Origin of the sequence: Mixta sp. BE291 (assembly GCF_031457955.1) — a bacterium.
In the GTDB taxonomy this organism is placed as follows: domain Bacteria; phylum Pseudomonadota; class Gammaproteobacteria; order Enterobacterales; family Enterobacteriaceae; genus Mixta.
In genome coordinates, this window is sequence record NZ_JAVDXN010000002.1 from 262184 (window position 1) to 280287 (window position 18104).

The 18104-nt window shown below is 53.8% G+C and carries 18 protein-coding genes and 2 tRNA genes; 10 read left to right on the top strand and 10 right to left on the bottom strand.

Annotation, left to right across the window (positions count from 1 at the left end):
* Positions 1–12: 12 nt before the first annotated feature.
* Entirely contained in the window at positions 13–1410 is a 1398-nt protein-coding gene (locus J2X14_RS06385) for a methyl-accepting chemotaxis protein (protein ID WP_352410386.1), read from the top strand.
* A gap of 13 nt (positions 1411–1423) precedes the next feature.
* Here the strand turns inward: J2X14_RS06385 and J2X14_RS06390 are convergent, their stop codons facing one another.
* Entirely contained in the window at positions 1424–1948 is a 525-nt protein-coding gene (locus J2X14_RS06390) for a very short patch repair endonuclease (RefSeq protein ID WP_352410387.1), read from the bottom strand.
* Positions 1949–2091: 143 nt separating this feature from the next.
* Positions 2092–3507, bottom strand: coding sequence for a DNA cytosine methyltransferase (locus J2X14_RS06395; protein ID WP_352410388.1), 1416 nt, complete (start codon positions 3505–3507; stop codon positions 2092–2094).
* 199 nt (positions 3508–3706) lie between these two features.
* Between J2X14_RS06395 and J2X14_RS06400 the strand changes: the two genes are divergently transcribed.
* Positions 3707–5293, top strand: coding sequence for a methyl-accepting chemotaxis protein (locus J2X14_RS06400; protein ID WP_352410389.1), 1587 nt, complete (start codon positions 3707–3709; stop codon positions 5291–5293).
* Here the strand turns inward: J2X14_RS06400 and J2X14_RS06405 are convergent, their stop codons facing one another.
* Both J2X14_RS06405 and J2X14_RS06410 read right to left on the bottom strand, forming a co-directional pair.
* A complete protein-coding gene (locus J2X14_RS06405) occupies positions 5294–5575 on the bottom strand; it encodes a hypothetical protein (protein WP_352410390.1) in 282 nt (93 codons plus the stop codon).
* 69 nt (positions 5576–5644) lie between these two features.
* Complete coding sequence (locus J2X14_RS06410) at positions 5645–6349, bottom strand: phosphohydrolase (RefSeq protein ID WP_352410617.1); 705 nt, start codon at positions 6347–6349, stop codon at positions 5645–5647.
* 637 nt (positions 6350–6986) lie between these two features.
* Between J2X14_RS06410 and J2X14_RS06415 the strand changes: the two genes are divergently transcribed.
* The 3 genes from J2X14_RS06415 to J2X14_RS06425 all read left to right on the top strand — a co-directional run bounded on the left by J2X14_RS06415 (position 6987) and on the right by J2X14_RS06425 (position 8713).
* The gene (locus J2X14_RS06415; protein WP_352410391.1) at positions 6987–7649 is read left to right on the top strand and encodes a hypothetical protein; all 663 of its coding nucleotides are present in this window, start codon (positions 6987–6989) and stop codon (positions 7647–7649) included.
* Between the two features lie 108 nt (positions 7650–7757).
* Positions 7758–8525 (top strand): DgsA anti-repressor MtfA, encoded by a 768-nt coding sequence (gene mtfA / locus J2X14_RS06420; RefSeq protein ID WP_352410392.1) that lies wholly within the window; start codon positions 7758–7760, stop codon positions 8523–8525.
* Positions 8526–8637: 112 nt separating this feature from the next.
* Positions 8638–8713 (top strand) — tRNA-Asn (locus tag J2X14_RS06425).
* Positions 8714–8839: 126 nt separating this feature from the next.
* Here the strand turns inward: J2X14_RS06425 and J2X14_RS06430 are convergent.
* The 5 genes from J2X14_RS06430 to J2X14_RS06450 form a co-directional block, all read right to left on the bottom strand.
* Complete coding sequence (locus tag J2X14_RS06430) at positions 8840–9172, bottom strand: type II toxin-antitoxin system PemK/MazF family toxin (protein ID WP_352410393.1); 333 nt, start codon at positions 9170–9172, stop codon at positions 8840–8842.
* On the bottom strand, positions 9173–9430 hold the full coding sequence (locus J2X14_RS06435) for an AbrB/MazE/SpoVT family DNA-binding domain-containing protein (RefSeq protein ID WP_352410394.1): 258 nt from the start codon (positions 9428–9430) through the stop codon (positions 9173–9175). It abuts the gene before it with no gap.
* A 221-nt stretch (positions 9431–9651) separates the two neighbouring features.
* Positions 9652–10398, bottom strand: coding sequence for an alpha/beta fold hydrolase (locus J2X14_RS06440; RefSeq protein WP_352410395.1), 747 nt, complete (start codon positions 10396–10398; stop codon positions 9652–9654).
* A complete protein-coding gene (locus tag J2X14_RS06445; protein WP_352410396.1) occupies positions 10398–11474 on the bottom strand; it encodes a class I mannose-6-phosphate isomerase in 1077 nt (358 codons plus the stop codon). The genes J2X14_RS06440 and J2X14_RS06445 overlap by 1 nt, the downstream gene beginning before the upstream one ends.
* A 17-nt stretch (positions 11475–11491) precedes the next feature.
* The gene (locus J2X14_RS06450; protein WP_352410397.1) at positions 11492–12349 is read right to left on the bottom strand and encodes a glucose 1-dehydrogenase; all 858 of its coding nucleotides are present in this window, start codon (positions 12347–12349) and stop codon (positions 11492–11494) included.
* A 241-nt stretch (positions 12350–12590) separates the two neighbouring features.
* On the opposite strand from J2X14_RS06450, the gene J2X14_RS06455 reads away from it, so the two are divergent.
* Positions 12591–13088, top strand: coding sequence for a pyridoxamine 5'-phosphate oxidase family protein (locus tag J2X14_RS06455; protein ID WP_352410398.1), 498 nt, complete (start codon positions 12591–12593; stop codon positions 13086–13088).
* A gap of 52 nt (positions 13089–13140) precedes the next feature.
* Here the strand turns inward: J2X14_RS06455 and J2X14_RS06460 are convergent, their stop codons facing one another.
* Positions 13141–14589 carry an EmmdR/YeeO family multidrug/toxin efflux MATE transporter gene (locus J2X14_RS06460; RefSeq protein WP_352410399.1) on the bottom strand — a complete coding sequence of 483 codons (1449 nt, stop codon included), beginning with the start codon at positions 14587–14589 and terminating at the stop codon, positions 13141–13143.
* Positions 14590–14877: 288 nt separating this feature from the next.
* Between J2X14_RS06460 and J2X14_RS06465 the strand changes: the two genes are divergently transcribed.
* The 4 genes from J2X14_RS06465 to eitC all read left to right on the top strand — a co-directional run bounded on the left by J2X14_RS06465 (position 14878) and on the right by eitC (position 18096).
* Positions 14878–14953, top strand: a tRNA-Asn gene (locus J2X14_RS06465).
* A gap of 349 nt (positions 14954–15302) precedes the next feature.
* Positions 15303–16298, top strand: a complete 996-nt coding sequence (eitA, locus tag J2X14_RS06470; RefSeq protein WP_352410400.1) for a siderophore ABC transporter substrate-binding protein EitA — start codon at positions 15303–15305, stop codon at positions 16296–16298.
* Complete coding sequence (locus tag J2X14_RS06475) at positions 16298–17338, top strand: FecCD family ABC transporter permease (protein WP_352410401.1); 1041 nt, start codon at positions 16298–16300, stop codon at positions 17336–17338. The genes eitA and J2X14_RS06475 overlap by 1 nt, the downstream gene beginning before the upstream one ends.
* Positions 17335–18096: a siderophore ABC transporter ATP-binding protein EitC gene (gene eitC / locus J2X14_RS06480; RefSeq protein ID WP_352410402.1), complete on the top strand. Its 762-nt coding sequence runs from the start codon at positions 17335–17337 to the stop codon at positions 18094–18096. Before J2X14_RS06475 ends, eitC begins: the two co-directional genes overlap by 4 nt.
* Positions 18097–18104: the final 8 nt, after the last annotated feature.

Here is an 18104-nt window from a genome sequence, read left to right on the forward strand (position 1 = left end):
AAAGCTTTGCTTTTGAATGAAGTAAGGTATGAAATTGCCATGACGCGCGCCGATATTAATACAATGGATGTAGACGTATCGCGCAACCAGCCGCCGGGGCAGCGTTACGTGGATTCCTCTCAACGCCGGATAAAAGAAGTTGAGGAGGCACTGAGAGGGCTGGAAGTTTATCGTCAGGATAAAAATATAGACACTATCATTGAGTTAACCCACGAACTGCTCGGTATGTATAATTCCTCGTTGCGGCGGCTGCTCAACGGACAGGGTGTGGCAAATTCTACCTCCAGTTTGCTGAACAATATGAGCGATATGATCGATAGTTTTCTGTTGAAATCAGGGGAAGAAGATAAACAATTCGCCGCACTGGCGAAAGAGTATAAAAATAACCTGGTGATATTCTCGACGCTGATCTTCCTTGTCATTGTCATCATTTCCGTGGTGACCTGGCGCTGGGTAAAAACCAACCTGCTCTATAAGCTACACCAGTCCTCGCTTATATTTACTGAAATCAGTAAGGGTAATTTACTGGTGCCCGTTCCGTCCGAAGACAAAAACGAATTTGGTTTACTGTTCGCTGAAATGAACAAAATGAAAAATGCGCTGCTTGCCATGATCTTATCAGTGCAACGTTCCGCCATGCATATTCAGCAAAATACCAATAATATTGCGGACGGTAATCATGATCTTTCCGCACGTACCGAGTCGCAGGCCTCGTCTTTACAGCAAACCGCAGCCAGTATGGAAGAGATCAAAATCACCGTCGCGAAAAACGCGGAAACCGCCGATCAGGCCAGCCAGTTAACAACGCGTGCCAGCCTGATTTCCCATAACGCCGCAGACATCATGAGCAATGTGATTTCCACGATGGGAAGTATTGAAACCAGCGCGAACCGCATCGCCTTTATTAACAATGTGATTAATGATATTGCCGATCAGACCAATATTCTGGCGCTGAATGCGGCCGTGGAAGCGGCGCGCGCCGGGGAGCAAGGCCGTGGTTTTGCGGTTGTGGCGGCCGAGGTCCGTAATCTGGCGAAGCGCAGTTCAGATGCCGCGAAGGAAATAAACCAGCTTATTGCCGAGTCAGTGCGAAATGTAAATCAGGGTACCGATCGGGTTACCGAGGCGGGAAATACCATGAAAGAGCTGGTCTCTTCCATCGGGCAGGTCAATGAAATTATGCAGGGCATCACCCTCGCCTCTGCCGAACAGAGTTCGGGCGTAACGCAAATTGCGCAGGCGCTGAATGATATTGACAACGTGACGCAGAAAAATGCCGCGTTGGTGGAGGAATCGACAAAAATTACCCAGGATCTTACCCAGCAGGCGGCACAGCTAAACGAGGCAATTAATGTCTTTAAGCTGGAACGCAATGATGCTGCACTGCCGCTACATAACGGTAGCGCATAACCATCCGTTCGTTTTAGCTTGCCGTTGCCCCCGGCGCTGATGAAACGGGGGCAACATTATCCGCCGCCAGCATCAACGGATGCATCCCCTGATGATCGATCGCCGCATTGCTGTTGCTGACAAGGATCCACTCTTCAAGGCGGCCGATCAGCGCCTCATCATCCAGTTTTAATTTTCCGCGCAGCGCGCATTCCCATACCACCAGCACTTTCCACTGCTGCTGCGTTAACTGGGCAATATGGCGTCGGTCGCGCTCCACGTTACTGCCGATTTTCCCCATCCAGAAAGCCGTGCGGGTGGCGGGCACCTTAAAGAGATAGCAGTGATGATGATGCCAGAAACAGCCATGGACAAAAATAATCGCCCGCTGTTCATCCAGTACGAAATCGGGCCGTCCCGCCAGGTTTTTATCCTGTACCCGAAACGGGAAGCCACGATCGGTTAGCAATGCGCCCAAACGCTGTTCAATCGCGGTGTCACGCGTGCGGATAGCGCGCATATTCTTGCTACGTACGGCAGCCGAATGCACATCAGCCATAATATTCTCCTTTTGCTCTCTTAACAGTGTATGTGTCGATAGCAAAAAACGGCAAATCTCCCGCTATATCCCGACGGGCATCGCTCGCGGAGGTGAATAACGCGCGCCTTCGCAAACACCGTTGCTGACGCGCCTGGCTGACGTTACTGGCGTTTACTGACCGCCTGCGCAATCCACGGCTGCAGCAATTTCGCTACCGCAGCGAACACCGGCACGATAACCGAATTGCCGAACTGGCGATAAGCCTGGGTATCCGAAACCGGAATGCGGAACGTTTTACCGCCGGGGGTTTCAAAACCCATTAACCGGGCGCACTCGCGCGGCGTCAGGCGCCGTGGACGACGCTGCTGATTCTCAGGGTTATCAAAATCCTGTTCGCCAAGCGCGCGATCCCAGCCGCGATCGATAAGAATTTCCGAACCGTCTTTGTAATAGCGCGCCGACAGCGTACGCACCACGCCCTGGGTCCTGGCGGGATCGAACAGGCCAAAACCGAAGCCGTTGCCTTTCGCCTGATGCTTGCGCGCATAGTTATAGAGGTATTTCCACAGCGTCGGCGTCAGAATATATTTTTCCTCTACCTGCGGCTCCAGCAGTTCTGCCAGCGTACGGCGCTGCTGCGGCCAGAAACGGGAAATATCGCGCAGGGTAAAGCCAGGTTTTAAGCCCAGCTCACGGCGGAACCCCACCAGCACAATGCGTTCACGGTGCTGCGGCAGAAAATGCTGACCGTCGATAATTTTTGGGTCCGCTCCCGGCGCTTCCTCAGCATCTGCGACCTCATAGCCCAGCTCATCCAGCGTCTGCATAATGATGCGGAAGGTTTTGCCCTGGTCATGGCTTTTCAAATTCTTCACGTTTTCCAGCACAAAAATCGCGGGCTTTTTGGCGGCGATAATGCGAGCGACATCGAAAAACAGCGTGCCCTGCGCCTCACAGGCAAATCCGTGCGCCCTGCCCAAGGCATTTTTCTTTGACACGCCCGCCAGCGAAAAGGGCTGACAGGGAAAACCGGCCAACAGCACATCATGATCGGGGATCTGTTGATCGATGTGCTGCCACGCCGTCTGTTCATCAATATCGGCACGCTGGCTTAACGTCACATCACGAATATCCTGATTAAAACGGTGCTGTTGCTCGTCGCAATACCAGTTCGCTTTATAGGTACGCACCGCATGTTTGTTCCATTCGCTGGTAAAAACGCACTGGCCGCCGATGGCTTCAAAACCGCTGCGGATGCCGCCAATCCCGGCAAACAGATCGATAAAGCGAAACGCATAATGAGGATGATGCGCAGGCGGCGCGGGCAACATCTGTTGCAACAGCGCCACCTCAGCTGAAGTAAGCAAGCGCTGACTGCCTTTGCCTGCCAGCCAGCGGCTGAGCGATTCACGCGTCCATTCATGTTGATTAAGCTGACGCAAACAGGCCGCTACGGTTTTTCGATCGTAAATCGCCAGCACCTGCTGCAGTAGCTCGCTATCCTCAATCCGTTTCTGCTGTTCATCGGCCTGCGCCTGCTGAGCCAGCTGAAGCGCTACTTCATCAAATTCGCTCATAACTCTGCTGCTTTGGGAAAAAGTAGCGCAATTGTATCACCTGTTTGACCCAGCGCTCCATTGATAAGCGCAGCCGCGCTTTACTCCTGAGATTTGTCTTAATACCAGCAGAACTTCCGAAACTGCATCAGGTGCAGCCGCTGTCACAAAATTGACATCAGCCGTGCCAATACTCCTTTTTATTTTTATGGAAAGGATCATGTCGCTACTCTCCGTGCTGCCGCTACGCCTGGTGCGCCCGCTGCGTTTTCACCTGTCCCAATGCCTGTTTAGTCTGAGCACCGTTTTCTGGCTTTTTCTGGGCCTGTTTTGCCTGTTGCAGTGCGCCAGCGTGTTGGTTTTAACCCGCTCGGTCGGGCATACCCATACCACGGTGGAAACCGCACACCAGCTGCATCAACGTCAGGCGCTGCTGGAAAACGCCCGGATTGCGCTGCTGACCGCCAGCGATAACAGTCATCGCGCTGGCATCTGGTTTATGCAGGACAAAGAGACCGGCTCCGTAGATAGTTGGAAGCCGCTGGCCGCCAGCGCCGCAGAAGCGCTTACGCAGGCACAGGCCGCCTTTAGTCGCTATGGCGCACCCGCGGATAGCCCGTTGACGCAAAGTTTTAATCAGCTGGAGAGCGGCCTGCAGGAGCAGTTGAAAAGCCTGAGCGATAACAGCATTGACGGCTTTTTCATGGTGCCGATGGAGGCTTTTCAACAGCAGTTTAGCGAAGCGTGGCACGCTACCTTAACCGAGGCCGATCGGCAGGTCAGCGCCACTAATCAGGCTACGCTGCATTCGCTGACCGAAAGCCGCAATCTGCTGCTGTTTTTTTCTCTACTGCTGCTGGCGATGCTGGTGGTGGCTGGCGGGCTGCTGCTGCGCGGCGTACTGCAACCGCTGACGCAGGCAACCGTGGCGCTGAAGCATATTGCCACCGGTAATCTGACGCAGCCTTTAGCGGAATCGGGACGACAATCCCACGAGATGCAGCGCCTGTGGCAGGCCATGCGGCAGATGCAGCAGGGTTTGCAGCACATTGTCAGCGAGATCAACGGCATTGCCGAGGCGGTAATGCACAGCGCTGAAGGGATGGTACAGCACAGCGAGACGCTGAATCACAGCAATCAGCAGCAAAACAGCGCTTTCGCTCATATCGCTGCGCGCCTGACGCGCATGGCGGAGGAAGTGGAAAGCAGCAGCCGCTTTACCCAGCACGCCACCCGCCAGGTACAGCATACCGATATGCTGACGCAGCGCTGCGGCGAAATGGTGAGCCAAATGGATGGGCACATGCAAGATATCGTGCTGGCTTCCGGGGAGATATCCGGCATTGTCAGCCTGCTGGAAGGGTTATCGCTCCAGACGCGCATGCTGGCGCTGAACGCCGCCATTGAATCGGCGCATGCTGGCGCATACGGTCGTGGCTTTTCCATTGTGGCGAAAGAGATTGGCCTGCTTTCAAATCAGAGCAGCCATTCCACGCGTGAGATCGATCGCCGCATTCAACATACGCATCAGCATATTGCCACCGGCTCCGAGCGCGTACAGGCGCTGGAAACGCTTTACGATAAAATTCGTCAGGAAGTTTCCGGCGTAGCGGTGTTGCTGGCGGAGCTGGAGCAGAACGTGACGGCGCAGAGCGAACGCGTGGGTAAAATTGCAGCGGAAATTTCACGGATGGCGCAACAGGTAGAACAACATGAGGCGCTGTCGCAACAAAGCGCCAGCGCCTCACAACGTTTAATTCAACAGGCGCAGCGTCTTTCACAAAGCGTGCGCCAGTTCAATCTGTAACTATTTTTTCTTTTTGCCTTTCTTCAGCAGCGTGCGCAGCTGTTTCAGCTCGCTGCTGGTTAACTGTGGCGCATCATCCTCTTCCTGAGCCGCCGCTTCCTGACCTTCGATCTCCTGGGTATGCTGGCTATCAATCGCCGGATGCGGCTGGGTCACTAAACTGGCCTGTAAGCGCTGACTCACTTCCTGGCTCAGCGAAACCTGGTTTTCCAGCGCCAGCGTTTTTAACGTTTCCTTTAGATTAGGATCAAGTTTAATTGTTAAGCTAACCATGTCAGTCATACCATTCCTCCTGATTGTTTGCGTCAACGTAGCGGAACGGCAGCAAATTTAACAGACTGTCACAAAAATTTAATATTCGCTTAGTGCAGGTGTAAAGTCTCTCAGGACCGATTCATCCAGCGAAACCAGGTCACCCTGTAGTTCGGCACACAGCTTAGCCATGTAGGTCACCAGGAAAGCGACGTTATGTTGAGCCAGCCGCTTCCCTTCTGCGGTCTGCATGGTATCGGGCAGGCGCAGCAGTTTCTTTTGAAAGTGATCCAACGTCCAGCTGGTGTCATCAAGCTGGCGATCGCGTCCGAGCGGATCTTCGCTGTCAAACAGCGCCCGGCCTAACGCGCCAGAGGTATAAAACACCCGAGCCAGCCCAATCGCCCCCAGCGATTCCAGCCGATCCGCATCCTGCACAATGCGCGCTTCCAGCGTTTCCGGCTTAATAGCCGCGCTGAAACTATGCGCCTGTACCGCATGGGCGACAGCGTCATGTAACTCAACGGGAAAGTCAGGAAAGTCTTGGTTTAAAATGCGACGGGTTTCCACCGCGGCCTTGCTGGATGCCAGATGCCGCTGCGGATGATTCTTCGGTAAATTGACGATATCGTGAAAATAACAGGCCGTTATCACCACCAGCGGATCGGCTTCAGTGCCTTTCATAATGCGCTGGGCGCTTTGCCAGACGCGCCGCAGATGCGCGATATCATGCGCCTTATCGTCCTGCGGCCAGCTGGCATGCAACCAGTTTTCAAAGCGGGATTGCCAGAGAGTCAACGACATCATCTTCTCCTTTTTATTATTAGCAAAGCTGCGAAATGGCAGGACACCGTGCAGGACCAAAAGCGGCCAGCCTCTTCTGCGGATATACCCTTTCTGTATGACAGCCTGATGATGCGAGCCGCCGTTGTAATTAGTGAAAATCTACTCATAAAAATGCGATCTGCATCAATCTATAGCCCCACCATTACAAAATAACTACACATCTGCAACAAAGGTCACATTCTGTTGGCCAGGAATAAATCGTTAAATATTATAAATATTAATGATTGAGCAATAAATCAGACAACAAGCCTACTGCATGTCCGACCAGCTTGTGCCATATTGGAGCGGTTGTGGCTTAAGCCAGCATAAGTCGCCAAAAGGGACGCTCATTGCTTTACTGACCATTAAGAGCCTGTAAAAATATACATTAAAACAATGAGACGCGAATATCTTTCAATGTGATCGGTAATGTTTTGGCATGATATCGGGGTAAACCGTGCTTTGGCAGTAAACCGGACTGTTTCATAAGATGTTCTCATGAATAAATATTGAAATGTTCGCCCCTTTTATCACCAGTAATGTTAGGATTTATCCTATTGTCTGTTCCAAACAGCCATTACCGGGAAGTTAAGAAAAGAAGAAAAACGAGGTAGACATGAAAGAAAGGCCAATTCTGTTCTCTGAACAACGTGTACGCGCTCTGTTAGCTGGCCAGCAAACTCAAACCCGGCGAATTATGAAGTCCCAGCCTTTTGGCCCAGGACAAGATAACCATGAAGGTTGCTATGTTGTTGACGTAACAAGTAATCATTTGCACGGCAAAAAAATGATGAGCATGACTAACCTGAGCTATCAATGCCCATACGGCCAGCCGGGCGATCGGCTGTGGGTGCGTGAAACCTGGCGTGGCCCAATCGTACCAGCGGAACAATTACAAGATTATGAACGTTCGCCCGCTAATTTCCGTCAGGCGCAGTATTGCCAGTATCGTGCCGACAGCCGGGATATGGGTCTCCAGCATGACAAAGAGAGCGAAACCTTTGGCTGGCAAACCGGGATCCATATGCCGCGCTGGGCCAGCCGTATCGATTTGCTGATTACCCAGGTGCGTGCTGAACGCATTCAGGATATCAGTGATGACGATGTTATGGCGGAAGGCGTGCAAACCGACTCGCACTTTTTAAACCACTTTTTTACCATGAACAGCGAATCTATCGCGCCAAAAGAGGCTTACCGTAAAGCCTGGGAAAAACAGTACGGCGGCACCAGCTGGGAGGTTAACCCGTGGGTTTGGGTAATTGAGTTTCGTCGCGCCTGATCCCGCGGGCTGTGACGTTGCGCCGCTTTAGCGCGTTCAGCGGTTGCGTGAAACATTATGCTGCGGCATGGTACACGCTGGATAACGTTGCGCAGAGTGAGTATTGCGATGATCAAATGGCCATGGAAAGAAAAGGTCACCCCAACGCCGCTTCCCTGGGAACAGGCGCTGGCGGTACCGATCTTTGCTTCTCTGGATCCTGATGAGGAGCAAGCGCTGGTTCAGCTGGCGCAACGCTTTTTACAGCAAAAACGGCTGGTTCCGCTGGCCGATTTACGCCTGGATGCCCTGCACAGCGCACGTATCGCCCTGCTCTTTTGCCTGCCGGTATTAAAGCTGGGTCTGGAGTGGCTGGATGGCTTCCACGAAGTCTTGATCTATCCGGCGCCTTTTGTGGCTGAAGATAGCTGGCAGGATGAAGATGGGCTGGTACACAGCGATCGCAGCGTACAGTCGGGGCAAAGCTGGCAGCAGGGTCCAATTGTGCTGAACTGGCTTGATATTCAGGACTCATTTGATCTAAGCGGATTTAACCTGGTTATTCATGAAGTCGCGCATAAGCTGGACGCGCGCGGCAGCGGGTATACCAACGGCGTACCGCCTATTCCGCTGCGTGAGGTGGTCAGCTGGGAGCAGGATCTGCATGCGGCGATGGAGGCGATTCAGGAAGAGATCGATCTGGTTGGTGAAAGCGCCGCCAGCATTGATGCCTATGCCGCTTCCGATCCCGCGGAGTGCTTTGCCGTGCTGTCGGAATATTTTTTTAGCGCCCCTGAGCTGCTGGCGCAGCGTTTTCCGGCTTTTTATCAACGTATGACGCATTTCTATCGCCAGGATCCGTTGGCGCGTCTGCAACCGGCCGTGGTAACCGGGTAAATCGGCGCACCATTAAGCAAATTGCTGCAAAGCTAGCCAACTGAATAGTAATAGTTTTTTTACTGTTGACAGCCCGGTAAGCTAACGGTAATATTCGCGCCACTTAACCGATTCCTCTGTAGTTCAGTCGGTAGAACGGCGGACTGTTAATCCGTATGTCACTGGTTCGAGTCCAGTCAGAGGAGCCATATTTAGAGAAGCCCGCTCAGGGAAACCTGAGCGGGCTTTTTGCTTTTACCGTTATCAGTTTTGTTCAGTAACGGCGCGGTTATCTGGCCCTGATCATACTCAGCAGGCGACAAAGGCCGCTCTTGTCAGATAAGGATAGTTTCCAGTCTTGCCAGCACCTCGTTTATTACGGCTTCCGGTATACGCTCCAGCCGCCTGCCGTTACGCGCTGCCATATCGATGGTTCTCGGCTGATCGCAGCGAATCACGCCCGTTGTTTTCGTTGCTGCGCCATCCAGCGAAACGGCAAAGCCCGCCGAACGGGCAAAGTTGCCGCCGCTGGTCACCGGAACCACAACAGGTAATCGGGTAAATGTATTGAATGACGCTGGTGATACGATAAGCACCGGTCGCTTGCCGCTGTGCTCATGTCCGGCGCCAGGATCCAGTGATACGAGCCAGATTTCCCCTCTCTCCATTTACAGAATCTCCTTGCCCACCGCAGGCGCATCAATCCATGCCCGATCCTCTTCGCTTATTTCAGCGTGCGGATCGCACTGCGCCAGCAATGCTTCAAGCGAATAACGGGGCCGTTTCTGGGGTTCAATAATCAGGCAGCCATTATCAATGGTCAGGCCCACTTCGCTATCCGGCGCCAGCGCCAGCGTTTTCAATACGGCAGGGGGAACCGCCAGCATGACGGATCCGCCAACCTTTTTCAGGCGAGTTGTATACATAAAGCACCTCCGAATATTATATTTTAATATAACATCCACCGTGGTTGGTGCGCTATCTTTAGTCAGATTCATCATGTTGGCCTCCTGCCGCATAACAATACTGACCATAAAAAACGGTTCTGATTGTTGAAAGGATTATCGCCAAAAAGATGAATAAAATGCGGCATCGCTTCCGTATCTGACTCTGCGTGAAAAAGGCATTAGCGATAGAAAAACCAGATCTACCCGGCGGCAAAGGCCATAATGCGCGCGGCGAGCTCCTGCGGCGTCTGCATCGGCATCAGGTGTCCGGCCCCTTCGATAACCTCCAGCCTGCCCTGCGGCAGATGCGTTTGCATTATCTCCCGCTGCGCATCAATGCCGGGTACGTTGGCATCTTCGCTTCCCAGCACCAACAGTGCCGGAAGGTCGATACGGCCAATACGCTCACGCCAGTCTTCCCGGCTGCCTGCCAGCGGCCAGGCGTGCCATGCCGCCAGGCTGGCGCTTTGCGCATCGGCAATGGCGACTTCCCGCAGCGCATTGGGCAGCACCGCAGAACAGGAACCATCCACAAATTTTTCCGCCTCCGGACGCGTGCCCTGATAGCTGGCCTGCGCCTGACGATCCTCTTCGCTCATCGGCTGCGGTCCCGGCGGTGATGGCGCAACCAGCACCAGCTTCTGCAGATAATCGGGGCGTCGGGCGGCTAACGCGAGCGCAACCTTGCCGGTCATGGAGTGCCCGACCAAAATGACGTTGGTTAATTCCAGCTTACGAATGGTTTCATCCACCTGACGCACCATGGTATCCACGTCATAACCCTGAACATCGGCCGCATCGCCAAACCCCGGCGTATTCAACGCAACGCACCGGTAGCCGCGATCAAGGTAAGGCAAGGTGGGAAACCAGGTACGATGCGATCCGCCCAGATAGTGCATCAGCACCAACGTGCTCTCGCCTTTTCCCTGAATAGTGTAAGGCAGCATTACTCCTCCTCGCGTATGGTCTGATGAACATCGCCTAACGCGGCGATCTGTTGCTCGCTGTAGCCCGCCTGGCGCAGCGGCGCCAGCACATCAGCCTGAAGATCCGGCACGTAGCCGATCAGCACTTCGCCAGCGTCCCGCAGGATGACTTCATCCAGGGCGGCAGGCAGCAGCAGCGATTCGGCGCGTCCAACGCTAACGCTGATGCCGTTAGCCTCAACGGTTAACGGTTCGCCGAGGTTAGAGAGAATACGGGCACTATTGAAGCTGAAACGGTATGGCTGATTAAACTGCCAGCGCTCCAGAGCAAAATAAGGACCTGCGCAGCAAAAAGTACGCGTCAGATGCTGTTCTTCCAGCGTCAGTCCTGGCTGCGGCTGACAGCGCAGTTCAGGGCGTAACTCTGCCAGCAGCGCATCGATATTCTTCTCCCATTCTTCCTGAGAGAGGCGCGAACCATCCTCCATTTTCCACGGCATGGCATGCTGTTGAATATTGGAAGTCTGTTCGATTTCATAAATCAGCGTGTCAGGGCCAAAGCTATGCAGCATGCCGCCAGGCACATAAAAGGTATCGCCCGCTTTTACCGGCACCCGATACATCACCGCATCGTAATCTTCCGCCAGCAGCGCCGCTTTTAGTTGGGCATTATCCACACCGTCACGTACGCCCAGCAGACAGGTCGCGTCTGGTGCCGCCCACAGAATATACCAGGCTTCGGTTTTTCCGTTGGGCTGCTGCTCAAGACGCTGCGCCAGTTTGTCATTGGCGTGCAGGTGAACCGGCAGCATGCCGGTTCCGTCAATAAATTTGCTCAGCAGCGGGAAATGCGGGCCACGCCAGCCGGGAGCCACCATCTCATCGGGATAGCGCGCGGTCAGCTGGCGCAGGCTATTGCCCGCCAGTGCGCCGTTGGTCACCGAGGCGATCATGCCATCCACATCGCTGATTTCCCAGGTTTCCGCGACGCGCGTATCGGGCAGCCCCGCTTTTTTCAGCTGCTGCTTAATACGCTGACCGCCAAAGATATGTGCGGCTAACGGCGTAGTCAGTTTTAAAGGATAAGCCTTCATCATTTCCCCCTTGCGCAAGGTTAAATAACCGCAACGCCGCCGGTAACGGCGATGGTTGCGCCAGAGATATAGCTGGCTTCATCGCTGGCCAGCATGACGTAGGTCGATGCCAGCTCGGCAGGCTGCCCCATGCGCTGTAGCGGAACCTCTTTACCGAAGCTTTCAACCTGCTCTGGCGGCATCGTTGTCGGGATCAGCGGCGTCCAGATAGGGCCTGGCGCCACGGCATTAGCGCGAATACCTTTATCAGCCAGCAGCGCGGCCAGGCTGCCTGAGAAATTAACAATCGCCGCCTTGGTAGCGGAGTAGGCAAGCAGCTTTGGTTTCGGCTGGTCGGCATTGACCGATGCGGTATTAATAATCGAGCCGCCGGATGGCATATGCGGCACTGCGGCCTTGCAGATATGGAACATCGCATAGAGATTGGTTTTCATGGTGCGATCGAACTCTTCATCGCTGATCTCATCCAGCGCGTTACGCGTCATCTGAAAGGCGGCGTTATTCACCACAATATCGATTTTGCCGAAGCGTTCAGCCGCCTGCGCCACGATACTGCGGCAATGTTCCGCCTCGGTGACATCACCAGCAATCAGCAGCGCTTTTTGTCCTGCGTCTTCCACCCGCTGCGCGGTATCTTTCGCATCGTCATGCTCATCCAGATAGGAGATCACCACATCTGCCCCTTCACGAGCGTAGGCGATGGCGACGGCACGGCCAATACCCGAATCGCCGCCGGTTATAAGCGCGGTTTTACCTTTCAGGCGGCCGGATCCCTGATAGCTGGTTTCGCCGTGATCGGGCTGCGGCTGCATTTGCAGGAAGCTGCCGGGCCAGGTTTGCTGTTGTGCCTGCTGAGGGTGCTGTGGACGGTTTGTCATACGTTTCTCCTGTGATGAAAAGCAACGTCGCCTGATAAACACCGGTAGTTTGCCTGAAGAAAATGACGCTGCGTCGTTACCGGTAACCAGTGATAAGTGTAGCAGCGGTCACAAAAACGCAAGAACGATGACGTAACGTAACAGTTTGAAGAGAAAACTATTTTAAAGCGCAGCGCACCGCGCGCCTTCACTGCAACCGTCTATACTGTGGGTTACGTTGCAAAACCCTAACGGAGGCATCATGGAAAGTGAAAGCGAGGTTTACACCCGTCCAGAACCGATTGTGGAATTACCCGAAGCGGTGTTTAACCGGCTGCGCGGCGAAATCAAGCCGCAGGCGGTGAACGAGGCTGTGCGTCTCTCTACCGTTGATGCCGATGGCTGGCCGCATGCCGCTCAGCTTAGCCTGGGCGAAGTATTCGCCATTGACCGGCAGACGTTGCGCGTGGCGCTGTGGCCCGACTCGCATACCACCGAGAACCTGCGGCGCGATGGCCGTCTGTCAGTCGCGCTTGCCTATGACAAAGGCATTATCGAGATGCGCGGACGCGCGATTCAGATTGCGGAAAACGAAACCGATCTGAACCTGGCGGTATTTGAGATCGATATCGGCAATATCATGGTGCATCGCTCTGACTATGCGGAGGTTGCCACCGGCGTAACCTTTAAAATACATGATGTTGAAAAAACCGCAGCGCGCTGGCAGGCGCAGCGTCATATGTTGTCGTCGCTGGAGTAACGCGTTTACGCGCTATATGTTAAAAAGCCCCGCAAAGCGGGGCTTTTTAACGTCATTTTTTACCTAAAATCTGCTTTTGCTTAGCAACAGGCCGGTATTTTTGCAGCCACTTGCCGCTGATTAACCGACGCCAGAAGAACGTGCCGCGCACCAGCCAGTCAAGGAACATCCCCAGCCAGACGCCCACCACGCCCATTCCTAATACAATGCCTAACAGATAACCGGCGACAACGCGCGCGCCCCACATACTGAGCATGGAAACATACATGGTATAGCGCGCATCACGTGCGCCTTTCAGCCCCGCAGGCAACACCCAGGAGGCGGCCCAAATCGGCATACAGGCGGCATTGAGCCATACCAGCTGTTTCACCACCTCAATAACATCCGCCTCGTGGGTATAGAAACGCGCCAGCAGCCCGGCGAATGGCACTGAAAGCGCAGCCAGCACACACAGGCCGAACGTTGCCAGCCAGAAAATATGCTTCAGCTGACGCGTCGCCTGGCCGATTTGATTTTTACCCAGCCGCGTTCCCACAATAATGGTCGAGGCGGAGCCAAGCGCATTGCCTGGCAGGTTAATCAGCGAAGCGATAGAGAAGGCGATAAAGTTACCGGCGATTTCGCTGGTGCCCATCCCGGCGACGAAGACCTGCGTCAGCAATTTGCCGCCGTTAAAGAGTACCGATTCAATACTGGCTGGCACGCCAATGCCCAATACTTCCATTAAGATTTTGCTGTTCCAGCGGCTAAAATAGCTGCGCAACGAAATCTTCAGCGCCGGGTTAAAGCCCACCATCAGCACCACAATCACGCCAATTGCGCCGATATAGCGCGTAATGGTCAGCCCCAGCCCGGCACCAATAAAGCCCAGCCCCTCCCACGAGAGGCAGCCATAAATCAGCACGCCGCTGATCACGATATTCAGGATATTCATCCCGCCGTTAATCAGCATCGGGATTTTAGTATTGCCCGCCCCACGCAGCGCGCCGCTGCCGATCAGCGTAATGGCCGCCGCCGGATAGCTCCACGCCGATATTTGCAGGTAGCTAAGCGCCAGCGCTTTAACCTCTGGCGAGGCCCGGCCTGCGATAACATCAATAATCACATGGCCGTAAAATTCAATGACCCCCACCAGCACCAGCGCCAACACCGTCATCAGCGCCAGCGACTGCCGCGTTGCCGCACGGGCGCGCTCTCCGTCACGCTTGCCGAGACTGAACGCCACCACCACCGTTGTCCCGAGATCCACCGCTGCAAAAAAGGAGATCACCACCATATTGAAGCTGTCGGCCAGCCCTACGCCCGCCATCGCCTCTTTGCCCAGCCAGCTGACCAGGAAGGTGCTCAGCACGCCCATCAGCAGTACGCAGAGGTTTTCGATAAAAATAGGCACCGCCAGCGGCGTGATTTCACGCCAGAACAGCACTCGATAAGAACGGCGTTTGGGATACCACGCCGTCCCTTCAATGGCACGCCGCAGTTTGACGAGTAAAGTTTGCAAGATCGACCCGATGACTTTAATTAAGGTGAGAATAATGATGATGGGCAATGGTTAGCAATTATGCAAAATCTTTCCGGTACGGTTTAACGGATTATTACAACTTCGCATTTAATGAACAAAATCATCCCGATATCAGCTGGCATTACTGCGGATAAAATCAGCCATTGCGCGCGCTGAATGCTGATAATTGCTCCAAATTGATTACGCTTTCTGCAAACGGCGCCGGGGATGAAAAAAGGGTTTTGACAGCGGCCGGAAAATCCGTAATATGCGCCCCGTTCACACGATTCCTCTGTAGTTCAGTCGGTAGAACGGCGGACTGTTAATCCGTATGTCACTGGTTCGAGTCCAGTCAGAGGAGCCAAATTTAGAGAAGCCCGCTCAGGGAAACCTGAGCGGGCTTTTTGCTTTTCTGGCTCCCCGTCGCTTATCGCTGCCAACCATCCCTCGCCGCCTATTTTGACCAGCCGCCGTGGCTGTAACAGTGAACGCCCGCCACTGTTTATTTCCGGTGCGCTAACGGCTCTTTTGATTAAGTTCCTAAAACTGTTTCATTAGCACACGGCGGTTTTCAGTATGTGCTGTTATTTCTCATTGCCACGAGCCTGCTGGATATAAAAACTTCTCGCTTTAGTAATCATTTTCATTATCATTTAAAACCTGCCGTTAATAACTGAAATTACAACAATAATTCTTATGAAAGGTAGCGTTAAATGAAAAAGATCATCTGCGCCGCAGGATTCATGTTTGCCTCGGTGAGTTCTGTCTTTGCCACCACTTACCCTCTGACAATTGAGAATTGCGGCTATAAAGAAACCTTCACCGCCGCCCCCGAACGCGTGGTCGCCCTGGGGCAAAACACCGCAGAAATTTTAATGCTGCTGGGGCTAGAGGATAAAATAGCAGCGACCGCCTTTTGGCCCTCGAAAGTCTTGCCTGCACTAGCTGAAAAAAACAGTAAAATTAAAACGTTAACCGTTGAAATCCCTACGCTTGAATCTATTTTGGCGCAAAACCCGGATTTTGTTGCCGCACAGCTGCCTTTGTTAATGGGGCCGGAAAGTAAAGTGGTGAAACGTGAAGACCTCGCTACATTAGGCGTAAATAGTTATATGTCGCCAGGCATGTGCGCCACAAAAAAAGCTAGCGGGGATATGTACGGCAGCCGCCAGAAACTGTGGGATATGACTTATCTCTATCAAGAGATAGAAGACTTTGCGAAAATTTTTAATGTGGAAGCGCGCGGGCAGGCGCTTATTGCCGACTTTAAAAAGCGTGAGATAAATTTACGTCAGGAGTTTGGTAAAAATAACGATCGCGCTTTTGTTTTCTGGTTCTCCAGCTCATCACCCTCTTCTGACGCTTATGTCGGCGGGAAAAACAGCGCCTCCGGCTTTATCGCTAACGTCTTAGGCGGCCATAACGCCATTACTTCCGAGACGGAATGGCCAACCGTTGGCTGGGAAAGCATCATTGCCGCTAACCCCGATGTAATTGTGGTTTCCAGTCTCGATCGTAACCGCTGGGCGCTCGACAATGCGCAGGAAAAAATCAACTTTCTTAAAAGCGATCCCGCCGTCAGTCAGCTCGATGCGGTGAAGAAAGGTCACATTGTCGTGATGGATGGCCAGGCGATGAACCCGACCATTCGCACCCTGTACGGCGCTGAACAGGTCGGCGAGCAGCTTAGAAAAATGGGATTGAATTAATGGCTTCTGCTGTTCAACAGACGCGACGCGGGCTATTGCTGACGCTGTCCGGCGTGCTTTCATTGGTGCTGTTGGTGCTGGTTATTGCACTTGGGGTAAGCGTTGGCGAACTCTCTATTCCGCTGGAGAGCGTATTAAGCGCACTGGGTAATAAAACAGGATTAACCCATGTTCCGCTGAACCGTATCTATGAAAGCGTGATTTGGGATTTCCGCTTAAGCCGGGCGCTGGTGGCGGCCTGCTGTGGCGCGGGGCTGGCGATCTGCGGTGCGGTGCTGCAAAGCCTGCTGAAAAATGCCCTCGCCGAACCCTATGTGCTGGGCGTATCCGCAGGCGCATCAACCGGCGCGGTTTCAGTGGTGGTGCTGGGTATCGGTTCTGGTGCCGTCACGCTTTCGGCGGGCGCTTTTGTCGGGGCCTTTGCCGCCTTTGCTTTTGTGGCCTTTCTGACCAACGGCGCACGTGGCGGTAATGAGCGCACCATTCTCGCCGGCGTCGCCGCGTCGCAGCTTTTTAACGCCATTACCGCCTATACCATCAGCACCTCCGCCAGCGCCCAGCAGGCGCGCGACGTGATGTTCTGGCTGCTCGGCAGTTTCAGCGGCGTAAGATGGCCTGAATTTCAGCTAATAAGCGTTGTGGTCCTGGTCGGTCTGGCTATCTGCCTTTACTATGCGTGGGCGCTTGATGCCTTTACCTTCGGCGACGATGCCGCGCTCTCCCTTGGTATTCCTGTGGCCTGGGTACGGCTCAGCCTGTTTACCACCACCGCGTTAATCACCGCGACCATCGTCAGCATGGCCGGTTCAATTGGCTTTGTGGGGTTGGTTGTTCCGCATGTAATGCGTTTCTTTTTCGGCCCGCTGCATCGCACCTTGCTGGTTGCCAGCGCGCTGGCAGGAGCCATTTTGATGGTGCTGGCGGATATCGCTTCACGACTGCTGATCGCCCCGCAAAGCTTGCCGGTCGGCGTGGTTACCGCGCTGGTCGGCGTGCCGTTCTTTGCGGTTATTATTTATCGCTCCAGGAGCAAATCATGAGCATCTCCGCTGAAAACGTCACCTGGAAGGTAGGTAAAAAAGTGATCGTTGACGATGTCTCGCTCAGGGTTTCTGCCGGTGAAACCGTCGGGCTGCTGGGGCCCAATGGCTCGGGCAAGTCTTCGCTGTTACGCGTGCTGGCCGGCATCCGCCGCCCGCATGCGGGCACGGTAAAGCTGGATGGCAAACCAATCCGCGATATTGCTAAAAAGCAGCTGGCGCGGCGTATCGCCTTCGTAGAGCAACATGCGGCAACCGAGGCAAATATGTCTGTCCGGGATGTGGTGAAATTGGGGCGTATCCCACACCATTCACCGTTCTCCAGCTGGAATCATGAAGACGACAGGGTTGTTGATGAGGCGCTGGAGAGAGTCGATATGCTGAAATACCACGATCGGGGATGGCTGAGCCTCTCGGGCGGCGAGCGTCAAAGAGTGCATATCGCCAGAGCCCTGGCGCAAACGCCTGGGGAGATCCTGTTAGATGAGCCGACCAACCATCTGGATATCCATCATCAGATGCAGTTAATGAAGCTTATCAGCGAGCTGGCGGTAACCAGTATCGTCGCGATTCACGATCTCAACCATGCGGCGATGTTTTGTGATGCATTGATCGTGATGCAAAATGGCAAAATCACCGCCAGAGGCACGCCGGAGCAGGTGCTTACCGAATCACTGCTGTGGCAGGTTTTTCAGGTAAAAACCCGTATTGAGGTTTCGCCTTACCATGGCAAAAAACATATTCACTTTATCTCGTAACAGCAGGT

Excerpts from the sequence above, each read along its gene's own strand:
- J2X14_RS06390 (WP_352410387.1), bottom strand. The coding sequence starts at position 1,948 with ATGGCTGATGTGCATTCGGCTGCCGTACGTAGCAAGAATATGCGCGCT.
- eitC (WP_352410402.1), top strand. The coding sequence starts at position 17,335 with ATGAGCATCTCCGCTGAAAACGTCACCTGGAAGGTAGGTAAAAAAGTG.
- J2X14_RS06450 (WP_352410397.1), bottom strand. The coding sequence starts at position 12,349 with ATGACAAACCGTCCACAGCACCCTCAGCAGGCACAACAGCAAACCTGG.
- J2X14_RS06455 (WP_352410398.1), top strand. The coding sequence starts at position 12,591 with ATGGAAAGTGAAAGCGAGGTTTACACCCGTCCAGAACCGATTGTGGAA.
- J2X14_RS06395 (WP_352410388.1), bottom strand. The coding sequence starts at position 3,507 with ATGAGCGAATTTGATGAAGTAGCGCTTCAGCTGGCTCAGCAGGCGCAG.
- J2X14_RS06405 (WP_352410390.1), bottom strand. The coding sequence starts at position 5,575 with ATGACTGACATGGTTAGCTTAACAATTAAACTTGATCCTAATCTAAAG.
- J2X14_RS06415 (WP_352410391.1), top strand. The coding sequence starts at position 6,987 with ATGAAAGAAAGGCCAATTCTGTTCTCTGAACAACGTGTACGCGCTCTG.
- J2X14_RS06475 (WP_352410401.1), top strand. The coding sequence starts at position 16,298 with ATGGCTTCTGCTGTTCAACAGACGCGACGCGGGCTATTGCTGACGCTG.
- J2X14_RS06445 (WP_352410396.1), bottom strand. The coding sequence starts at position 11,474 with ATGATGAAGGCTTATCCTTTAAAACTGACTACGCCGTTAGCCGCACAT.
- J2X14_RS06430 (WP_352410393.1), bottom strand. The coding sequence starts at position 9,172 with ATGGAGAGAGGGGAAATCTGGCTCGTATCACTGGATCCTGGCGCCGGA.
- mtfA (WP_352410392.1), top strand. The coding sequence starts at position 7,758 with ATGATCAAATGGCCATGGAAAGAAAAGGTCACCCCAACGCCGCTTCCC.
- eitA (WP_352410400.1), top strand. The coding sequence starts at position 15,303 with ATGAAAAAGATCATCTGCGCCGCAGGATTCATGTTTGCCTCGGTGAGT.
- J2X14_RS06400 (WP_352410389.1), top strand. The coding sequence starts at position 3,707 with ATGTCGCTACTCTCCGTGCTGCCGCTACGCCTGGTGCGCCCGCTGCGT.
- J2X14_RS06440 (WP_352410395.1), bottom strand. The coding sequence starts at position 10,398 with ATGCTGCCTTACACTATTCAGGGAAAAGGCGAGAGCACGTTGGTGCTG.
- J2X14_RS06410 (WP_352410617.1), bottom strand. The coding sequence starts at position 6,349 with ATGTCGTTGACTCTCTGGCAATCCCGCTTTGAAAACTGGTTGCATGCC.
- J2X14_RS06435 (WP_352410394.1), bottom strand. The coding sequence starts at position 9,430 with ATGTATACAACTCGCCTGAAAAAGGTTGGCGGATCCGTCATGCTGGCG.